This window comes from Rhodococcus sp. IEGM 1406 (assembly GCF_030056745.1).
GTDB lineage: Bacteria > Actinomycetota > Actinomycetes > Mycobacteriales > Mycobacteriaceae > Rhodococcus_F > Rhodococcus_F erythropolis.
Window position 1 is genome coordinate 75,494 of the sequence record NZ_JASHKO010000008.1, and the last position, 14,029, is coordinate 89,522.

General features: G+C 63.2%; 15 protein-coding genes. 11 read left to right on the forward strand and 4 right to left on the reverse strand.

All coding sequences use genetic code 11. The features are described 5' to 3' along the window. Positions 1–94 precede the first annotated feature (94 nt). A complete protein-coding gene (locus QM596_RS28425) occupies positions 95–730 on the forward strand; it encodes a TetR/AcrR family transcriptional regulator C-terminal domain-containing protein (protein ID WP_283310467.1) in 636 nt (211 codons plus the stop codon). Here the strand turns inward: QM596_RS28425 and QM596_RS28430 are convergent. Then, a complete protein-coding gene (locus QM596_RS28430; RefSeq protein WP_283310468.1) occupies positions 717–2,291 on the reverse strand; it encodes a molybdopterin-dependent oxidoreductase in 1,575 nt (524 codons plus the stop codon). The two genes, QM596_RS28425 and QM596_RS28430, sit on opposite strands and share 14 nt — an antisense overlap. 127 nt (positions 2,292–2,418) lie before the next feature. On the opposite strand from QM596_RS28430, the gene QM596_RS28435 reads away from it, so the two are divergent. Together QM596_RS28435 and QM596_RS28440 are read left to right on the forward strand one after the other, a co-directional pair. Continuing rightward, the gene (locus QM596_RS28435) at positions 2,419–3,237 is read left to right on the forward strand and encodes a shikimate 5-dehydrogenase (RefSeq protein WP_029538385.1); all 819 of its coding nucleotides are present in this window, start codon (positions 2,419–2,421) and stop codon (positions 3,235–3,237) included. 13 nt (positions 3,238–3,250) lie between these two features. Then, complete coding sequence (locus tag QM596_RS28440; RefSeq protein ID WP_003941357.1) at positions 3,251–3,712, forward strand: DUF6328 family protein; 462 nt, start codon at positions 3,251–3,253, stop codon at positions 3,710–3,712. A 1-nt stretch (position 3,713) separates the two neighbouring features. On the opposite strand, the gene QM596_RS28445 is transcribed toward QM596_RS28440, so the two are convergent. Beyond that, positions 3,714–4,550, reverse strand: coding sequence for a sulfurtransferase (locus QM596_RS28445; protein ID WP_279219266.1), 837 nt, complete (start codon positions 4,548–4,550; stop codon positions 3,714–3,716). Between the two features lie 22 nt (positions 4,551–4,572). Further along, a complete protein-coding gene (locus QM596_RS28450) occupies positions 4,573–5,196 on the reverse strand; it encodes a LysE family translocator (protein ID WP_003941342.1) in 624 nt (207 codons plus the stop codon). A 102-nt stretch (positions 5,197–5,298) separates the two neighbouring features. On the opposite strand from QM596_RS28450, the gene QM596_RS28455 reads away from it, so the two are divergent. Genes QM596_RS28455 through QM596_RS28465 form a run of 3 tightly spaced genes read left to right on the forward strand, consistent with a single transcriptional unit; the run spans position 5,299 to position 7,493 of the window. Continuing rightward, a complete protein-coding gene (locus QM596_RS28455; protein WP_003941284.1) occupies positions 5,299–5,772 on the forward strand; it encodes an Lrp/AsnC family transcriptional regulator in 474 nt (157 codons plus the stop codon). 36 nt (positions 5,773–5,808) lie between these two features. Beyond that, positions 5,809–7,047: a benzoate/H(+) symporter BenE family transporter gene (locus tag QM596_RS28460; protein WP_283310470.1), complete on the forward strand. Its 1,239-nt coding sequence runs from the start codon at positions 5,809–5,811 to the stop codon at positions 7,045–7,047. Further along, entirely contained in the window at positions 7,044–7,493 is a 450-nt protein-coding gene (locus QM596_RS28465) for an acyl-CoA thioesterase (protein WP_021344881.1), read from the forward strand. The genes QM596_RS28460 and QM596_RS28465 overlap by 4 nt, the downstream gene beginning before the upstream one ends. Here QM596_RS28465 and QM596_RS28470 read toward each other — a convergent pair. Next, positions 7,490–8,518 carry a phosphotransferase family protein gene (locus QM596_RS28470; protein WP_020908344.1) on the reverse strand — a complete coding sequence of 343 codons (1,029 nt, stop codon included), beginning with the start codon at positions 8,516–8,518 and terminating at the stop codon, positions 7,490–7,492. The genes QM596_RS28465 and QM596_RS28470 overlap by 4 nt on opposite strands. A 221-nt stretch (positions 8,519–8,739) precedes the next feature. On the opposite strand from QM596_RS28470, the gene pdhA reads away from it, so the two are divergent. The 5 genes from pdhA to QM596_RS28495 are packed head-to-tail and all read left to right on the forward strand — an operon-like array spanning position 8,740 to position 13,933. Further along, positions 8,740–9,828, forward strand: coding sequence for a pyruvate dehydrogenase (acetyl-transferring) E1 component subunit alpha (gene pdhA / locus QM596_RS28475; RefSeq protein WP_283310473.1), 1,089 nt, complete (start codon positions 8,740–8,742; stop codon positions 9,826–9,828). Beyond that, entirely contained in the window at positions 9,825–10,802 is a 978-nt protein-coding gene (locus QM596_RS28480) for an alpha-ketoacid dehydrogenase subunit beta (RefSeq protein WP_283310474.1), read from the forward strand. The genes pdhA and QM596_RS28480 overlap by 4 nt, the downstream gene beginning before the upstream one ends. Next, positions 10,799–12,034 (forward strand): dihydrolipoamide acetyltransferase family protein, encoded by a 1,236-nt coding sequence (locus QM596_RS28485; RefSeq protein ID WP_283310475.1) that lies wholly within the window; start codon positions 10,799–10,801, stop codon positions 12,032–12,034. Before QM596_RS28480 ends, QM596_RS28485 begins: the two co-directional genes overlap by 4 nt. Before the next feature lie 10 nt (positions 12,035–12,044). Further along, positions 12,045–13,250, forward strand: a complete 1,206-nt coding sequence (locus QM596_RS28490) for an MFS transporter (protein ID WP_019749231.1) — start codon at positions 12,045–12,047, stop codon at positions 13,248–13,250. 29 nt (positions 13,251–13,279) lie between these two features. Beyond that, the gene (locus tag QM596_RS28495) at positions 13,280–13,933 is read left to right on the forward strand and encodes a hypothetical protein (protein ID WP_349307332.1); all 654 of its coding nucleotides are present in this window, start codon (positions 13,280–13,282) and stop codon (positions 13,931–13,933) included. Positions 13,934–14,029: the final 96 nt, after the last annotated feature.

Sequence of the window (14,029 nt, forward strand, 5' to 3'; positions counted from 1 at the left end):
GGTTAGTATGATGCATACCGGCTCCCGAAATCAAGGAGTTGTCATCAATCGATCAAGTCCGAGATTGCCGACGAATCCCTCACCAGGAGAATCGATGCCGCGTCCCACTCAGCCGATACTGTCCACGCGAAACATCACCGACGCGGCTCTGGATGCTGTCGACGCAACCGGCGACTTCACCATGCCCGGGATCGCCAAGCAACTGAACGTGACTCCGTCTTCGCTCTACACACATATTTCGGGTCGATCCGAGATCGTCGAACTCATGCGCATCCGCGTGATGTCGTCGATCTCTGTCCCCCACCCACCCGCAGGGTGGAGCGAACGGGTCAGCGCGTGGGGGTGGGCATATCGCCGAACTGCTGTCGAACATTGGCGCCTCATCCCGCTGCTCATGACACGCAGCGTCCGCACCGAGGTGACTTTTGATATTGATACTGCACTCGTTCAAGCATTTTCGGACGGGGGTTTCGATTCGACCGATACGCGTCACGCAATTTCCACGCTGGACAGTCTGGTTCTCGGATCCGTCGTGAAACTCTCGACGCCGGATGTCGCGTGGACTCAATCCTCCAACCCGAGCGAGGTCACGCGTGAGGCCGCGAACCCACTGCGAACCGACGACACCTTCGACTTCGGCCTGCGAACGCTGATCGCTGGATGGATGGCCCAGTGCGTCGTCCGCCTGTATACCGAATCCCATTCGGATCTACCTGTCACTTCACGGTGAACGACCTCGTATGCCATCCAGTGGCTCCACCGGGAATCGGCGGAGTGCGCTCTTCCACCTGAACGTTCCCGTCCAAATCCGTCGCTCTGACCTGCACGGTGTGCAAACCTGAGCCTGCATCCCACATCCACGACCATTGACGCCAGGTGTCGATCGAGTACTCCTGCGCCAGTGTCGCCGGTTGCCATTCGCCGTTGTCGACGCGAATCTCGACCTTCTCGATCCCGCGATGCTGCGCCCAGGCCGTTCCCGCCACCAGCACCTGGCCCGGCTCGATCGGCGCCAAAGCTGCCGGCACCTCGATACGCGACGACGTCTTGATCGGTGCCTGCGCACCCCAACCGCGCTGGGTCCAATAGGCCTCGACCTTGTCGAAACGCGTGAGTTCCCACTCCGTCACCCACTTGGTGGCGGAGACGAAACCGTACAAGCCGGGAACTACCTGCCGAACGGGATAACCGTGCTCGAACGGCAACGGCTCACCGTTCATCGCCACGGCGAGAATCGCGTCACGGCCGTCGGTGACTATCTCGACCGGGGTGCCGACTGTGAAGCCGTCGACGCTGGTCGACAGGAGCATGTCGGCGTCGGGATGGACACCGACTTCGTCGAGCAGGTCCTTCATGGGATAACCGATCCACTTCGCGTTCCCGGCCAGAACGCCGCCCACCTCGTTGGAAACACACGTCAGCGTGATGACTCGCTCGATGGGCGTTCTCGCCACCAGATCGTCGAACGACAACGTCATCTCGCGGTCCACCATTCCGTGAATCCGCAGTTCCCACGAATCCGTCGTCAATTGCGGAACGAGGAGTGCAGTGTCGATTCGATAGAAGTCGTCGTTGGGCGTGATGTACGTCGACGCACCCGCAATCGCGATGTCCGCACCCGCCGGAATCGGCGGCGCCGGGTCAGCGGCAGTGGGCACGACAAAATCTTCACGATTCGCTACTGCTCCGGCGATCCTCTGCCCCACGAACTTCCCGGCGGCACCCGCTGCCGCAGCCACTGCCAACGCCGCACCTGCCAGCAGAAGAAACTGACGACGAGGCAACCACGAGTCGGCGACGCCAGGCGAGAGCGGCACCTCCAACTGTGTGATCAGCAGCCGCAAGGTTGCGACGCCCGCCACCACACCGACCAGTGTCGGGAACACGTACATCGCATCGGCAGTCGGGCGCTGCATCGCCGCATACACACCAACCGCGCCCAGAAGAACAAGGATGACACTGCCGATCGGGCGGCGTCGCCGTTCCAACAGCCCGGCCACCGCACCGAGCAGAACGATCAATATCGACATTCCGATGAACAGCGCCGGCTTGTCGTTGGTGCCGAAGGTGTCGATCGCGAACTCGCGAGCCCACGCCGGGGTTCGGTCGACGGTCGTTGCCCCAACGGCGTAGAAGGGCGACGCGTCCGGGTTGATCGGCAGCGCAACCAGTTCACCGACGCCCAGGACGACAGCCGCGGCCAAGACCCCGGAGATCGCGTGAGCAGCCCATCTACGACGCGGTGGACGAGATTCGGTGCTCGGGTGCTCGTCGATGTTCTGTGTGACCATGTCGTCTCGGCTCTGTCGGTGCGAGTGGTGCTTCGATCGGATACCCGACATTCGGCGCTGCGGGACATCCGGATGGGTGCACTCCTCTATCAAGAACTACGCCGAACTCGCGATTAGAGTGGGGACAATGACCGTCGACCTCAACAAGGACACGCTCCTGTGCATGTCGCTCTCCGGGCGACCGAGCAATATCGGCACGAGGTTTCACAATTACCTCTACGAGGAATTGGGCCTGAACTTCGTCTACAAAGCCTTCACCACCGAAGACGTGCCAGCCGCGATCGGCGGCATCCGAGCACTCGGGATTCGAGGCTGCGGGGTGTCGATGCCGTTCAAGGAACAGGTCATCGAGCACATCGACGTCATGCATGATTCGGCCAGCGCCATCGACTCCGTCAACACGATCGTCAACGAGTCCGGAGTGCTGCACGCCTACAACACCGACTATCAGGCGGTGGCCGATCTGCTGCGTGACAACGAGGTCGACACGAGCCTGTCCGTCGCTGTCGCCGGCAGCGGTGGCATGGCAAAAGCAGTCGTCGCTGCGGTGCGCGACACCGGATTCACCGACGTCACCGTGATCGCCCGCAACCAGCAAGTGGGGTCGTCGCTCGCGAAGCAGTACGGCTTCGACTGGCAGGCCGAACTCGGCGAGCTTCGTCCCGGTGTGCTGATCAACGCCACTCCGATCGGTATGTCCGGCGGCGCAGAAGCAGATGCACTGTCGTTCCCCGAACAAGCAGTGCGCGCCGCCGATGTCGTCTTCGACGTCGTCGCGATGCCTGCGAACACGCCACTGATCGCGTTGGCGACCGAACTCGGCAAGACGGCGATCACGGGAGCGTCGGTCATTGCCCTTCAGGCCGCCGAGCAGTTCGTGCTCTACACCGGCGTGCGTCCGAGCGCGGAGCAGATCCAGCGAGCGTCGGAATACTCACGGGCGTAGGAACCACGTCGCCGTGAACGAGACCGGGGAGACTCCACCTCAACAACTCGCGCGGAACTTCAACGAGTTGTTGCAAGAACTGCGCGTCGCGCTCTCTGGTGTTCAGATCCTGTTTGCCTTCCTGCTGGCCGTGGCATTCACCGAACGCTACGAGGAAGCGTCGGCGTACATCCGCGGCATCCACTTGGTGACGGTGATACTTGTTGCCATCTCGTTCGGGTTCCTGATGGCACCCGCGGTCTGGCATCGCATGCTCTTCCGCCGTGGGCACCGCGAGAACATATTGCCCGTGGCCAACCGATTCGCCCTGTGCGGCATAGCCTTTCTGGCCGCCTCCATGACCGGCACGGTCCTGTTGATCGCCGAGGTCGCCGTCGGCGGAGTTGCCGCAAAGGTTTTGGCAGCGTGCGCCGCGATCATGTTCACGGCACTGTGGTTTCTCGTGCCGTCATTCATCGATCGCACCAAGAGCTGACTCAGGCTCCGGTGTCGACGGCGCGAGTGCTGTCGTTCGACCACTGTGACCACGAGCCCGGGAACAGCGTCGCGTCGTAACCGGCGATCGCGAGTGCCGCAATCTCATGCGCTGCAGTTACTCCGGATCCGCAGTACACCGCGACACTGTCTCCGGCGCCCAGTCCGGCGAACCGCTCACGCAGGCGGGTCGCATCCAGGAACCGCCCGTCGCCGGTGATGTTCTCCGCGGTCGGCGCGCTCACCGCACCGGGGATGTGCCCTGCGACGGGATCCATCGGCTCGACCTCGCCGCGGTACCGCTCCCCTGCTCGGGCGTCGAGAAGCACACCGCCCGCACGCGTCCAGTCGCCGACGCCGTCGATGTCGACCGTCGGCATGTTGCCGCCGGTGAAAGTCACGCTGCCCGGAGTGACCGACTCACCGATACCGGCCGCCAACGGCAGTCCCGCGGACTCCCAGGCCTGTAGCCCGCCGTCGAGCAGTCGGACATCCGAGAGCCCGGCCCACCGCAGCAGCCACCAACCACGGGCAGCGGCCGTGTTGCCGGTGGCGTCGTAAAGCACCACCGAATCACCGTCGTCGATTCCCCAACGACGCGCAGCGTCCTGCAGGTCTTCGAGACTCGGCAGCGGATGCCTTCCCGTGCCCGGCGACGGCGGCGAGGCAAGTTCCTCGTCGAGGTTCACGAATACCGCGCCGGGAATATGGCCGTCGCGAAAATGCTGCTCGCCGTTCGAATCACCCAGCGCCCATCGGACATCGAGCAATCGCGGCGCAGCGCCGGCCTCGATGAGAGCGGACAGTTCTTCGACGTCGATCAGCACGGGAAGTGTCATGAACCCATCCTGACACGACCACTCATGCAACCCCGAAGAAGGCACCGAGACCCACCAACAACACTCCCGTCACCACGTCGATTCGCTTGCCGACGCCGGGACGACGCAGCTTCTTGCCGGCTCCGGCCGCCAGCACCACCACGATCGCCCACCACAGTGCCGCGGCGACCACCGTCGCGCCCGCCAACATCAACGTGCGCAGCCCTGCGCCTTCACCCGGCTCGATGAATTGCGGGAGTAGCCCGAGAAAGAACAACAGCGCCTTCGGGTTCAGCAGGTTCGAGAGGAAGCCGTAGCGAAATGCCGTGGTGACCGCGATCGGCTCTTTCGCTGCCGGAATTCCCTCGTCCGAGGCTCGGGCTTTGAAAGCACTTCGAATCGCGGAGATGCCGAGCCAGGTCAGATATGCCGCCCCGGCGTATGTGAGCGCAGAGAGCAACTGTGGCCGTGTCGCCACAAGTGCGGAGAGACCCAGTGACGCGGCAGCGGTGTGAACGAAGAGCCCGGAAATCACACCGGCGGCCACCACCGCGCCGGTCCGACGATCTGCCAGAGAATGACGCAGGATCAGGACAAAATCCGGTCCCGGCGTGAACAGGACGATGGATAGCAGGGAGCCGAAAGCGAGCCATTGACCGACACTCATCCGAAATACCTCACACCCGAGCTGATTCGAGACACATGTTCATGCCAGGAGTGTGCAACTGGATCCGGGAAGTTCAAAACGACTCCGGATATAGTTCGGCAGATGACGAAGAATGAGCCTCTGGATCCGGTGGACTGGAAGATTTTGGCCGAATTGCAGAACGACGCGTCGATCACCAACAAGGTGTTGGCCGATCGAGTCGGCTTGGCGACTTCCTCGTGCCACGAGCGCGTACGACGCCTACGTGCCAACGGAACAATTAGCGGTATCCATGCGGTTGTCGATCCGGCAGCCGTTGGCCGGTCGATGCAGGCGATCATCGCCGTTCAATTGCGACCACACCGCCGCGACCTCGTCGACCGGTTCACCGCCGACGCGCTAGCGCTGCCGGAAACGCTTGCGCTCTTCAACGTCTCGGGGCCCGAGGATTTCTTCCTCCACGTCGCGGTCCGTGACAGTGCGCATCTACAGCGAGTATTGATCGACCACCTCGCCGCACATCCCGAAGTCTGGCATGCCCAAACGCACCTCATCTACGGCAAAGCGGTCACCTCACCCATCCGACCGGACAGGTAAATCGGGTCTGGGGCGGGTCGGGCAGAATCACTGACCATGTCGGACTCCACAGATACCACCGAACCGGAAGCCGTTCGCAGCAACTCGCAACCGATGAGCGCAGGCATCGTCACGGCCCTCGTCGGCTTCACCAGTTCGTTCGCGGTGGTGCTCACCGGCCTCGCGGCTGTCGGTGCGGACGCGACCGAGGCGGCGTCCGGACTGCTGGTTCTGTGTGTGACCCAAGCGTTCGGAATGCTCTGGCTCTCACGCCGGTATCGGATGCCGATCACCCTGGCCTGGTCGACGCCCGGTGCCGCCCTCCTCGCCGGCGCCGGAGCGGTCGAGGGTGGGTGGCCGGCCGCGGTCGGAGCATTCATCGTCGTCGGAATCGCGATCGTGCTGACCGGACTGTGGCCGACGCTCGGAAGGATCATCTCGGCAATCCCGACGCCCCTCGCGCAAGCGATGCTCGCCGGGGTTCTGATGCCGTTGTGCCTGGCGCCGATCATCGCCGTCCGGGACGCACCGGCAGCGGTCGCGCCCGTCATCCTGGTTTGGCTTGCCGCGCAGCGCTTCTCCAAGCGATGGGCGGTTCCGCTCGCGTTTCTCACAGCAGCGGTCGTGATCGGGATCAGCCTCGTCACGTCGGATCGAGTGCTCGACGCCGGCGCCATGATTCCCCGCATCGATCTCACCGCGCCGTCGTGGACCTGGCAGGCAATGATCGGCATTGCGATTCCCCTCTACATCGTCACGATGGCTTCGCAGAACATTCCCGGTGTGGCCGTGATGAATTCGTTCGGCTACACCGTTCCCTGGCGGCCGTCGATGATCGTGACGGGTATCGGCACCATCGTCGGCGCACCGGCCGGTGGACATGCGATCAACCTCGCGGCGATCAGCGCGGCCCTGGCCGCCGCCCCCACCGCACACCCGGATCCCAAACGTCGATGGATCGCTGCCTTCACCGCAGGCTGGGCGTATCTCGTTCTCGCTGCCGGCGCGGCCGCGGTGGCCGCTCTGGTAGCCGCCGCACCGGCCGGAGTCGTGGAAACTGTTGCCGGACTGGCGCTCCTGGCAACGCTTGCCGGCGCCCTCACGTCGGCGCTGAGCGAGGCGAGTGAACGTGAAGGCGCCGTGGTCACGTTTCTGATCGCCGCATCCGGGGTCAGTATCCTGGGAATCGGTTCGGCATTCTGGGCGCTGTTAGTGGGGCTGATTGTGCGTGCAGTCCTACAGGGCACTACCCTGCCCTCACTCTCGCGAAAGTCCTCACTACAGTCGAAGCCGTGAGCACAGCGCAGACGCCCCCGTCGATCAGCGAGTTTCCCGTTCTCTGGCCCGTCCCGACGCGGTGGGACGACAACGATCACTACGGCCACGTCAACAACGTGACCTACTACTCGTACTTCGACACCGCGGTCAACGCCTGGCTGATGTCTTCCACTGGAACCGACATCCGCAATCTGCCTGCCATCGGCGTCGTCGCCGAGACGTCGTGCCGGTACCTGAGCGAACTGTCGTTCCCCGAGCAGTTGCAGGTGGGTATCTCCGTCGAGAAGCTGGGCACCAAGAGCATCGTCTACGCGCTGGCGATATTCCACGAGGTCGAAAGCGGCCATTGGGAGCCTGCCGCGACTGGGCGCTTCGTGCACGTCTACGTCGATGCCGACACCCGTAAGCCGGTGGAGATCCCGGCTGCGATCAGATCAGCAGCCGGGACCTTGACCGAAAACTAGCTCAGACCGAGCTGATCTGCCGTCAAGACGGCGCGTGCAACGATTCCGTCGATCAGCGCGACCGTCGGGCCGCCGTGCTCGGCTTTGTTCCGCGGATCGTCGAGAATGCGTCGCAGCACGCCCTCGGCGATGATCGAGAGCTTCCACAGAGCGAGTACGTGCCAATATCCGACCGCTGACACGTCGCGGCCGGTCGCCTCGACGTAGGCAGCGACCAGCTCGTCGCGGTTCGGGAAGCCTTCCAGCGTGGACGCCATGAACGGACCGGCAACTTTGTCACCGGCTTCCGGCCAGTACGCGAGTAGCGCACCGAGATCCGCGAGCGGCTCCCCCAACGTGCACAGCTCCCAGTCGACGACGGCAACGATGCGCCCCTCGACCGGGTCGGTGATGACGTTGTTGAGGTGGAAGTCGCCGTGGACCAAGGTCACTTCGTTCTGTTCCGGAATGTTTCGGTGCAGAATCTCGGCCAACCTGTCGACGTCAGGAACATCGCGGGTCTTCGACTTCTCCCACTGCGCCGACCACCGTTTGAGCTGACGCTCGGCAAAGGGCTTGCGGCTGGCCAGATCGTCGAGGCCGGTCTCTTCCAGGTCAACCCCGTGAATGCTTGCGAGGGTTTTCGGCATCGCCAATCCAACCGCGCGACGCTCGTCCTCGGTCAACTTCTGAGCCACTGGAACGCCGTCGATCACAACGCCGTCGATGTAGCTCATGAGGACCAGCGGAGCGTCCGTGATCTCCGGATCTTCCGTGATGCCGAGGATCTTCGGAACCGGCACTTTGGTTCCCTGGAGCGAGGACAGGATGCGGTGCTCGCGAACGACATCGTGCGCGGACGCCAACAACGTGCCGAGTGGAGGTCTGCGCAGTACCCACCGTCCTCCGCCCGCATCCGTCACGGAGTAGGTCAGGTTCGATTGCCCGTTACCGATCCTCTCGAAAGTCAGTGGTGTCGTGGCGCCGACCCCCAGTTCGGCGATCCACGCGGAAACAGCTTCTTCGTTCAAACCGACTGCAGTCACCGCACCGATGCTAGCGGTTGAATTCCGATCGGTTGGCCGTACCGACACGTTTGTTACTCGCCAGTTCGCAGTTCAGGTCTTGATACGGCAGTGAAAATACTTGCGGATTTCCCAATCAGGGGGATCCTGATGGTAGAGCGACAACTGCATACAACACATCGGGATTGTGCGGCGTACTCACGAGGCGCGCCGGGCATGAGCAGAAACCGAGGTGAGCGAAGATGATCGACAACCTCGATTATCCGGTCCAACTCATCCAACCGAACGGCGCACGAGTGTGCCGTCCCGAATTCGACCGTCTGATAACAGACATCGGGTCTGACGAACTGCTGTCGTTGTATCGCGATCTCGTCGTGAGTCGCCGAATCGACACCGAAGCTGTTGCCCTGCAGCGTCAAGGCGAAATAGGTTTGTGGGCTCCGATGCTGGGCCAAGAAGCCGCCCAGGTCGGTTCCGCGAGAGCGCTCGCCCCAGACGACTTCGCGTTCACCAGCTACCGCGAACATGCCGTCGCGTACTGCCGGGGTGTTCCCCCCGAATTGCTGACCACCATGTGGCGAGGAATCTCCCATTCCGGTTGGGATCCAGAACAATTCAACGTCACCAATCCGGCGATCGTCGTCGGCTCCCAAGGGCTGCACGCCACCGGGTACGCACTCGGCGCACACCTGGACGGCGCCGAGATCGCAACGATCGCGTACTTCGGCGACGGCGCCACAAGTCAGGGCGACATCGCCGAGGCGATGGGATTTGCCGCCAGTTTCCGTGTCGGCGTTGTCTTCTTCTGCCAGAACAACCAGTGGGCCATCAGTGAACCGGTATCCCTCCAGTCACGCACGCCCATCTCACATCGGGCGATCGGTTACGGCATCCCCGCGATCCGCGTCGACGGCAACGACGTCCTCGCAGTTCTCGCAGTCACGCGCTCGGCGCTCAATCGCGCACGCGAAGGCAGCGGCCCGACGTTCATCGAGGCGATCACCTGCCGAATGGGCCCGCATACGACGTCCGACGATCCGAGCAGGTACCGCGCCGATACTGACATGTCGGAGTGGAGAAGCCGCGATCCGCTCGAGCGAATGCGTCTGTTCCTCGGCCGTCGCGATCTTCTCGGAGAAAACGAACTCAGCACCATCGCGGCGGCGGCCGACGACGTCGCAACTGGACTGCGACGCGCAACCATCGCGCTTGCCGATCCACCCCCGTCAGCGCTCTTCGATCACGTCTACGCCGAGGCACACCCACTGATCGACGTTGAACGCGAAGAGCATCGCGCGTATCTCCGCAGCATGGAAGGGGCTTCGTCATGACCGTCATGAATCTGGTGACAGCGCTCAACACCGGCCTGCGACGCGCACTCGAAGACGATCGTCGCGTTGTCATCATGGGAGAGGACGTGGGCCGTCTCGGCGGTGTATTCCGGGTTACCGACGCCCTGCAGAAGGACTTCGGCGATACTCGGGTGATCGACATGCCCCTCGCCGAATCAGGGATCGTGGGAACAGCTTTCGGTCTTGCCTTGCGCGGATATCGGCCTGTCTGCGAAATTCAGTTCGACGGGTTTGTCTACCCGGCTTTCGATCAGATCGTCTCGCAGGTGGCCAAGATCCAGTACCGCACCCGAGGCGCTGCGTCTGCGCCACTGACGATTCGGATTCCCAGTGGCGGCGGAATCGGTGCGGTGGAACATCATTCGGAGTCGCCGGAAGCGTACTTCGCTCACACCGCGGGACTGCGGGTGGTGTACCCGAGCAATCCGATCGACGGTTTTCACATGATCCGCCAATCCATTGCGGCCGACGACCCGGTGATATTCCTCGAACCCAAACGGCGCTACTGGGATACCGCCGACGTGAATACCGATGCCGCGCCCGAGCTTCCGCTCCACCGTGCCCGCGTCGCTCGCCCTGGAGACGACGCGACAGTAGTTGCGTACGGATCCATGGTCGCCACCGCGCTCGACGCCGCGCGGATCGCCGAAGAAGAAGGCCACGATCTGGAGGTCGTGGATCTGCGTTCACTCTCCCCCATCGACTTCGACACGATCGAGGCGTCGGTGAACAAGACAGGACGGCTGGTCGTCGTCCACGAGGCGCCGAAGTTTCTCGGCGTCGGCGCCGAAATCGCAGCACACGTCGCGGAACACTGCTTCTATCAGCTCGAGTCACCGATCCTGCGGATCACCGGATTCGACATCCCCTACCCGCCCGCCAAGCTCGAGCGATTTCACCTTCCGGACGCCGACCGGATCCTCGCAGCACTCGACCGGACGCTGGCAGCATGAGTACAGGGCACGAATTCCGGTTGCCGGATCTCGGCGAGGGCCTGACGTCCGCCGATCTGGTCGAATGGACGGTCGGCATCGGCGACAAGGTGAAACTCAATCAAGTTCTCGCCCAGGTAGAGACAGCCAAAGCTCTTGTCGAACTGCCGTCGCCCTACGTGGGCGTTGTCAGAGAACTCCTCGTCGAACCTGGCTCTACCGTCCCGGTCGGCACTCCGATCATCCGAATCGAGGAGCCTGCAGATTCACCGTCTCCAAGTGATTCACAGTCTCCGAGTGTGCTTGTCGGATACGGACCCGCGGCCGAAAGACCGAGCCGACGACGGAACAGGGTTACGCCACACTCGCAAACCGCGGCGAGTACCGAGCGTCGGCCCGCAACACCCTCGGCGCGGCGCGCGGCCCGCGAAGCCGGCATCGACCTGAGCGAAATCACCGGAAGCGGATTCGACGGTGCCGTCACGGCAGCGGACGTCGCAGACGCGCTTCGCGTGAAGGCCGCGTCGAATGAAGCTCCGCGGCCGGCCGGATCCGGTATGCAGAAACAGCAGGTCTCGTCCGGCATGCGGAAACAGATGGCGTCGGCGATGGTCGCCAGTACCCGTGCCCCTCAGGCCAGCGTCTTCCTCACCGCCGATGTCACGCCTTCGATGGAACTACTCGGCAGGCTCCGTCCCTCGGACGCATTCACCGGGCTTTCTCTCACTCCGCTGACTCTCGCGGCCAAGGCCTTGGTTACGGCGATCTCGTCGCACCCGATGGTGAACGCGCATTGGGACGAGGCCCGCGGCGACGCCGTCATCGACGATCACGTGAATCTCGGCATCGCCGTCGCCTCCGAACGTGGACTGTCCGTGCCCAACATCAAAAGCGCCGAGACGCTGAGCCTGGTCCAACTTGCACGCGCGGTGACCGAACTGACCGTCGCTGCCCGCGCGGGAGTGACCGACGTCCATCACCTGACCGGCGGAACCGTCACGATCACCAATGTCGGAGTCTTCGGCGTCGACGGGGGCATTCCGCTCCTCAATCCGGGAGAAGCCGTCATCCTTTGCCTGGGCACAGTGAGCGAGCGTCCCTGGGTAATCGAGCGCAAGATCGAAGCGCGGAGCGTCGCGACACTGACGTTGACGTTCGACCACCGGATACTCGATGGTGAGCAGGCCGCGAGATTCCTCTCATTTGTCGCACAGATGCTCGCGGACCCGGACCTGTTGCTGTCTCACCTGTAAAAAGGAACGAGTGAGCGTCAACCCCACCGACCGAGTAGTCCCCACCTCCGCCCTGGTACGCGCCCGGGCCGGCATCTTCGGCATCTTCGGCATCAACGGATTTCTGCTCGCGATGTGGGTCGTCCACATTCCGTCCATCGAACACCGTGTGGGAATCAGTCACTCGACGCTCGGCTCACTGCTTCTCCTTCTTGCTGTCGGAGCCATTGCCGGTATGCAATTGAGCGGTCCGCTCGCCGATCGATACGGCAGCAGGCGCATGGTCATCCTGGCGGGTAGCGGGCTGGCATTCGCCACTCTCGGCCCGGGATTTGCCACGAACACCTGGCAACTGGGCGCTGCACTTGTTGTATTCGGCTTCGCGAACGGCGCGTTGGACGTGTCGATGAACTCGCAGGCTGTCGAGGCCGAACAGTTGTACCGGCGCCCGATCATGGCGGCCTTTCACGGCATGTTCTCGGTCGGCGGCGTATTAGGGTCCGTCATCGGATTCGGCACTCTCGCACTGGATCTTCCGCCGTACGTCACGCTCAGCATCGCGTCGGCAATCGGCTTGCTCGCGGTCTGGTTGTGCTCGCGACCCCTGCTCCCTCACGTCGACGTGCATGCCGAAACCGCGTCGACTACCGGAAAGACACACGGCAGATTCTCGGCTCGCGTACTTGCCCTCGGAACCCTCGCCTTTGTTCTGATGCTGGCCGAGGGAGTGGCAAACGACTGGAGCGCACTGCAGGTCAAGGAAGATCTGGGTGTCTCGAATGCCGTTGCTGCACTGTCGTTCGGTGCATTCTCTGCCATGATGACCGTCGGCCGATTCACCGCGGATCGGATCAGCGCGGCAGTCGGCCCGGTGGCAGTGGTTCGCTACGGTGCGTTGCTCTCGTCCATCGGAATGCTGACCGTCGTGGTGTCGGGCTGGCTACCACTGACGTTGCTCGGTTGGGCGCTGTTCGGCGCCGGCCTGTCGGGATGCATTCCGCAGATCTTCACCACGGCGGGAAATCTGGGCTCAGGTTCGGCCGGCACCAACATGTCTCGCGTCGTCGGCATGGGATACATCGGATTCCTCGCCGGTCCGGCAACCATCGGCTGGGTCACCACGCTTGTGCCTCTCACCACAGCAATGTTGATCCCGTTTGCATGCGTCCTGGTCGCAGCGGCTTGTGCGGGTGTCGTTCGGCGCGATTCTCCGACCGCCTACAGACCTCACAGCTGATCCTCACGATCGGCACAGACTCAACAGGGATGCTGGTACTCGTGACCGTCTCGACCTCCACCCAGCACCCCGCTCCCTCCACAACTACTCGCTTCCTCGTCCTTGCTGCGATCGCCGTCGTAGCGCTGGGCGTCTTGTATTTCGTGCGACCCACCTCGCCTGGGGTGAGCGTCCCCGAACAGGTGCGCGCACTTGCCGAGTGGACGGTAGGCCGATTCGACGTCACCGCTGTACTCGCAGCCACTACTGCTCTGGCCGTCGTCTCGATGGTCCGCGGACTGCCATACGGCATCGGCGCGATCCTGCTCCTCGGAATGGGCGCCAATCTCACCAACGCGGCGTTCGGCTCCTGGCTCCCCGATGTGCCCCAGGACCTGTTGCCCAGCGGTCACGTGGCAGCGGCGACCGCGCTGTACTGCTCGGCGATCTTGATCTCCGCCCCGCAGTGGCGTCCGGTGCTCGCCGGTCTCGGATTCGTGGGGGTTGCTGCGATCGGTGCCAGCGCACTGGCCGCCGAGTTGAGCGGCCTTTTCGGAGTGATAGCTGGCGTTCTGATCGCTCTGGTATGGGCCTGTGCTGCAGCCATTTTGATGGCACGATCGCCCATCGCCGCGAAACGTGAAGCGCTACGCCCGGATACGGCTGCAATCGCGTTCTCCCGGCACCGGAGCATCCGACTTTAGTCCTAAATCTTTGTGATTCAGAGATTCTCGCCGCTAAGCCCTCCCGCGACGGCGGGGCATGACGTATGTTCTGAAATGTCCGAATCAAGTAGTTCC

Excerpts from the sequence above, each read along its gene's own strand:
- QM596_RS28425 (WP_283310467.1), top strand. The coding sequence starts at position 95 with ATGCCGCGTCCCACTCAGCCGATACTGTCCACGCGAAACATCACCGAC.
- QM596_RS28430 (WP_283310468.1), bottom strand. The coding sequence starts at position 2,291 with ATGGTCACACAGAACATCGACGAGCACCCGAGCACCGAATCTCGTCCA.
- QM596_RS28435 (WP_029538385.1), top strand. The coding sequence starts at position 2,419 with ATGACCGTCGACCTCAACAAGGACACGCTCCTGTGCATGTCGCTCTCC.
- QM596_RS28445 (WP_279219266.1), bottom strand. The coding sequence starts at position 4,550 with ATGACACTTCCCGTGCTGATCGACGTCGAAGAACTGTCCGCTCTCATC.
- QM596_RS28450 (WP_003941342.1), bottom strand. The coding sequence starts at position 5,196 with ATGAGTGTCGGTCAATGGCTCGCTTTCGGCTCCCTGCTATCCATCGTC.
- QM596_RS28455 (WP_003941284.1), top strand. The coding sequence starts at position 5,299 with ATGACGAAGAATGAGCCTCTGGATCCGGTGGACTGGAAGATTTTGGCC.
- QM596_RS28460 (WP_283310470.1), top strand. The coding sequence starts at position 5,809 with ATGTCGGACTCCACAGATACCACCGAACCGGAAGCCGTTCGCAGCAAC.
- pdhA (WP_283310473.1), top strand. The coding sequence starts at position 8,740 with ATGATCGACAACCTCGATTATCCGGTCCAACTCATCCAACCGAACGGC.
- QM596_RS28480 (WP_283310474.1), top strand. The coding sequence starts at position 9,825 with ATGACCGTCATGAATCTGGTGACAGCGCTCAACACCGGCCTGCGACGC.
- QM596_RS28485 (WP_283310475.1), top strand. The coding sequence starts at position 10,799 with ATGAGTACAGGGCACGAATTCCGGTTGCCGGATCTCGGCGAGGGCCTG.
- QM596_RS28495 (WP_349307332.1), top strand. The coding sequence starts at position 13,280 with ATGCTGGTACTCGTGACCGTCTCGACCTCCACCCAGCACCCCGCTCCC.